The 4,129-nt window shown below is 52.0% G+C and carries 5 protein-coding genes and 1 pseudogene; 1 reads left to right on the top strand and 5 read right to left on the bottom strand.

All coding sequences use genetic code 11. The features are described from left to right. Positions 1 to 51 precede the first annotated feature (51 nt). The 5 genes from ACP5D0_RS10210 to ACP5D0_RS10190 all read right to left on the bottom strand — a co-directional run bounded on the left by ACP5D0_RS10210 (position 52) and on the right by ACP5D0_RS10190 (position 3,558). Entirely contained in the window at positions 52 to 345 is a 294-nt protein-coding gene (locus ACP5D0_RS10210) for a GIY-YIG nuclease family protein (RefSeq protein WP_472365689.1), read from the bottom strand. Then, complete coding sequence (gene ggt / locus ACP5D0_RS10205; RefSeq protein ID WP_472365688.1) at positions 338 to 2,116, bottom strand: gamma-glutamyltransferase; 1,779 nt, start codon at positions 2,114 to 2,116, stop codon at positions 338 to 340. The genes ACP5D0_RS10210 and ggt overlap by 8 nt, the downstream gene beginning before the upstream one ends. Before the next feature lie 346 nt (positions 2,117 to 2,462). After that, entirely contained in the window at positions 2,463 to 2,753 is a 291-nt protein-coding gene (locus tag ACP5D0_RS10200; RefSeq protein ID WP_472365687.1) for a HigA family addiction module antitoxin, read from the bottom strand. An 8-nt stretch (positions 2,754 to 2,761) separates the two neighbouring features. After that, positions 2,762 to 3,043, bottom strand: a complete 282-nt coding sequence (locus ACP5D0_RS10195) for a type II toxin-antitoxin system RelE/ParE family toxin (protein ID WP_472365686.1) — start codon at positions 3,041 to 3,043, stop codon at positions 2,762 to 2,764. A 233-nt stretch (positions 3,044 to 3,276) separates the two neighbouring features. Further along, positions 3,277 to 3,558 carry a peptidylprolyl isomerase gene (locus tag ACP5D0_RS10190; RefSeq protein ID WP_472365685.1) on the bottom strand — a complete coding sequence of 94 codons (282 nt, stop codon included), beginning with the start codon at positions 3,556 to 3,558 and terminating at the stop codon, positions 3,277 to 3,279. 105 nt (positions 3,559 to 3,663) lie between these two features. Between ACP5D0_RS10190 and ACP5D0_RS10185 the strand changes: the two are divergent. Beyond that, positions 3,664 to 4,129, top strand: a pseudogene (locus ACP5D0_RS10185) (hydroxymethylglutaryl-CoA reductase); the annotation flags it as partial.

The raw sequence follows: 4,129 nt of genomic DNA, 5'->3' as shown, positions 1-4,129 counted from the left end.
TGTGGAATCAAGGAGCAAGCAAGGTCGGTGCAAATTTGTGAAATATTCGGGCTAGTTAATGCAAAGCCCTTCTTTCTGCCTTCTCGGCCATTGTTTGATTTGCCGTTCGCGTTTGAGGGCTTGGCTTTTGTCGGGATGGTTTTCACAATAGACCAGTTGGCAGGGGCGGCGGCCTTGGGTGTATTTGGCGCCGCCGTTAATTTCGCCATTGTGTTGGCGCAGACGGCGCGGCAGGTCGTTGGTGATGCCGCAATAAAGGGTGTTGTCGGCGCAGCGCAGTAAATACACTTGCCAGTCGTTTTGAGGGGTTTCGCGGGTTTGAGGCGTTTGCGTTTCGTCAGTCATCTTTGGAAGCACTGGGCGGAAGATCAAACACCTTGGCGACACCACGGCCGCGCACATCGGCAGCGGCTTGCAAGCCGCTATCGTCTTGCACAATCAGTTGCACATCGCCCAAGTAATTACCGCGTTTTAAACGATACCCCATCAGTTCCAACGCCTGACGGGTGTCGGTGTCCAGTTCGGGGTGGTATTGAATCAAATCCTTCGGCAACAATTGATGATGCACGCGCGTGGCCTCCACCGCTTGCTGGGCGGGCATTTTGCGATCCACCACATTGACGATGGTTTGGAACACGGAGGTGATAATGGAGGAACCGCCCGGCGTACCGACCACCATTTCGGCTTGATTGTCCTTGACCAGAATGGTCGGCGACATGGAGGATAACATGCGTTTTTCCGGCGCGATTTCATTGGCTTTGCCGCCGACCACGCCGAACACATTCGCCACGCCGGGTTTAGTGCTGAAGTCGTCCATTTCGTCGTTCATCAGGAAACCGGCACCGGACACCACTACGCCGCTGCCGAACGGCATATTCAAGGTGTAGGTATTCGACACGGCATTGCCGTCACCGTCCACCACTGAGAAATGCGTGGTATCCGGCGATTCGCCCAGGCCTGGTTGAATCTGTTCCGAGTCAGAAATCTCGTCCATGTTCACTTCGGCCGCGCGGCGTTGCAGATAGGCCTCCGAAATCAGTTGCTGAATCGGCACCTCGATGAAATCCGGGTCGCCAAGGTATTTGGCGCGGTCGGCATAAACACGCTTGGCGAGTTCCGCATAAAAATGGGCGCGAACGGCGTCCTGAGGAATACCCGCCTTATCCATGGATTCCAACGCCTCCTGAAATTCGTCATCCAGCAAAGCTTTCATTTTCAACAGTTGCACAATGGCGATGCCGCCGGAGCTGGGCGGCGCGGCGGAAATGATTTCGCGCCCTTTCCATTCGGCCACAATCGGCTGACGCCATTTTACGCGGTAATCCGCCAAATCCTGATGGGTAATCAAACCGCCATTGGACTGCATTTCTTTGACCAGTAAATCGGCGGTTTCGCCAAAATAAAAATCCTGCGCACCGGATTTGGCAAGGCGTTTCAGAGTCTTTGCCAGCTCCGGTTGTTTGAAGGTTTGCCCGGCTTTCAAATGACCGAAATAGGTTTTGAAATTGAGCGGTTGTTTGGATTTATCGGCAATCCAGTTTTGATACCATTGCGCCATCCGTTCCAGCTCGGGCGACACCACAAAGCCGTGCTCGGCATACTCAATCGCCGGTTGCACCAGCCTCGCCCAAGGTAGGGAACCGAACGTTTGATGCGCTTCCCATAAACCTAACACCGTGCCCGGCACGCCAGAGGCTTGGTAGCCGACCAGCGATTGATACGGAATCACCTGTTTGTTGGCATCCAGATACAAATCACGATGTGCGGCTTGCGGGGCTTTTTCGCGGTAATCGAGGAAATACGCCTGCTGGGTCGGTTGCGCCGCGTCAGCCGAGGATTTCGGCTTGGGAAAATACAAGGTCATAAAACCGCCGCCGCCCAGATTTCCGGCTTCGGGATAGGTCACCGCCAAGGTCAGGGCCGCGGCAATGGAAGCGTCCACCGCATTACCGCCGCGTTGCAGAACCTGCTGGGCGACGTTGGCGCTGTATTCATCCGGCATGGCGACGGCGGCTTGTTTGAGCGGTGCGGTCGGCTCAACGTGCGAAGCTTGCGCACTGCCCCACCCCGCAATGAACACCAGCAAAAACGAAACGACTTGTAACATTCGACGCATGAACACTTCCTGTTTTATCTCTATTTTGGGTATCCACATTTTGTGATAGATGCCAATCATGAAATGCGGTTTTACACCAGGCTGTAAGTTCGCTCAAAACATTCAAAACATTAAGGGCACCTCGATTAACCCTTAAAGTCCACTTCTTCGGTTTGGTGGCACCTGACCTTAGAATGGATGCCTCTAGCAGCCTGTCGGACTTAAACGATCGAAGCGAAAAAAAGTCTGATTTGAGACAGTTTTTGTTCAATTTTGAGGCGAATAGCCCGCTATTTAACGAAAAATTGGGCCAAAAATGGCCAAATTCAGCTTTTTTGCAGCCGGTTGGCTTAAGTCCGACAGGCGGCTAGGCTACAATGCGTTCTATTGCCACAAACTCGCCGCCTTTGGCTAAACTGGCTTCTTCCAACTCGTAAGCCGCCTGCAAATTCATCCAAAATTGAGCCGTGGTACCAAGTGCTAAACCTAATCTTATTGCAGTATCGGCAGTAATCGAACGCTTGCCATGCACTATCTCATTAATACGGCGTGGCGGCACCTTCATTACCTTTGCCAATTTATTTTGCGAAATCCCCAAAGGCTCTAAAAATTCTTCCAATAAAATATCGCCAGGGTGGATATTGTCAATTCTGTTCATCTTCCCTCCTAGTGGTAATCCACAATCTCAACGTTTTGAACCTGTCCATTATTCCAAACAAAGCACACCCTCCACTGCTGGTTGATGCGAATGCTGTGCTGGCCGCTTCTGTCACCGCTCAATGTCTCCAGACGATTCGCCGGAGGAATGAGTAAATCCTCCAAAATCAAAGCGGCATCAAGCATACGTAACTTCATACGAGCTTTACGCTGAATGGCTTGTGGCAACTTTTTGGAAAACTGGCCTTTGAATACCTTTTCAGCATCTTTGTCTTTGAAGGTCTGAATCATGGGTTCATTATAACGAGAAACGTTATATAACGCAACTCGTTATACTCAAGGGCACCTCGATTAACCCAGAATAAAATTCTGCGGGACTTAACCCGAATGTTTACCTTCGGGTTAGATGTCGATGCCCAGCAAGTCGCCCATTATGACCGACTCCCAAAAGCCGCATGGAATACAAAAAACGACCAGGCCTGGTCGTTTTTACAGGAATTCAAGGGGGAATCAAACCGAGTGGTTTATTCGGTTCTGTCGGTCACTTCTACCAAGTGATAACCGAATTGAGTCTTGATTGGCCCTTCCAGAGAACCGATCTCGGCGGAAAAACAGACCTTATCAAACTCCGGCACCATCATGCCCGGACCAAACTGCCCCAGATCGCCACCACTGTGGCTAGAAGGACACTGAGAATGATCCCGCGCCACATCGGCGAAATCCGTGCCGTCTTCAATCTGTTTTTTCAGTGCCAGTGCCTGCTCTTCAGTATCCACCAGAATATGTCGTGCGGTTGCTAATGCCATGCTTTATTTCCTTTTCATTTTCAAGCCCCAAGCTTGAGATTTCACCCGAGCCGGAGGTCTAATTTTCAATCAATAACCCCTTCAGTTCGCATATAATACCGCAATATGAAAAATGAATCACTCGACAACGCCCGTCAGTCCTCCCTTTCTTACGCCCAGATTCCCATGCAGTCGGTCGGCCCCTTCAAGCTGATCGGTGAGGTGACGTCTGACGACCTGATGGTGCCGATGGCGACCTATGAATCGCCCTTATGGCCATCGGTCGCCCGTGGCGCGCGCGTGACCCATCATGCCGATGGCATTCGCGTCACCGTCATCGACGAACGCATGACCCGCTCGGTGCTGCTGGAAGCGCCGAATGCCGAAATCGCCCTGCGCGACACCCGCGCGTTGCAACAGCGCCAGGACGACTTGCAAGCCGTGGTATCCGAATCCAGCCGCTTTGCGAAACTGTTGGACACCCATGTACAAATTGTCGGCAAACTGATTTATTTACGTTTGGAGTTCCACACCGGTGACGCTTCCGGCCACAATATGGTCACCCATGCCGCCGATCGTCTGATCCCGTGGA

Source organism: Hydrogenovibrio sp. (assembly GCF_049975065.1).
Taxonomy (GTDB): domain Bacteria; phylum Pseudomonadota; class Gammaproteobacteria; order Thiomicrospirales; family Thiomicrospiraceae; genus Hydrogenovibrio.
The sequence above is the reverse complement of the archived record's forward strand: the minus strand, read 5'-3'. Positions and strand labels throughout refer to the sequence as shown.

What these genes read in the sequence shown, in the direction of transcription:
- ACP5D0_RS10210 (WP_472365689.1), bottom strand. Translation starts at nt 345, where the DNA reads ATGACTGACGAAACGCAAACGCCTCAAACCCGCGAAACCCCTCAAAAC.
- ggt (WP_472365688.1), bottom strand. Translation starts at nt 2,116, where the DNA reads ATGCGTCGAATGTTACAAGTCGTTTCGTTTTTGCTGGTGTTCATTGCG.
- ACP5D0_RS10200 (WP_472365687.1), bottom strand. Translation starts at nt 2,753, where the DNA reads ATGAACAGAATTGACAATATCCACCCTGGCGATATTTTATTGGAAGAA.
- ACP5D0_RS10195 (WP_472365686.1), bottom strand. Translation starts at nt 3,043, where the DNA reads ATGATTCAGACCTTCAAAGACAAAGATGCTGAAAAGGTATTCAAAGGC.
- ACP5D0_RS10190 (WP_472365685.1), bottom strand. Translation starts at nt 3,558, where the DNA reads ATGGCATTAGCAACCGCACGACATATTCTGGTGGATACTGAAGAGCAG.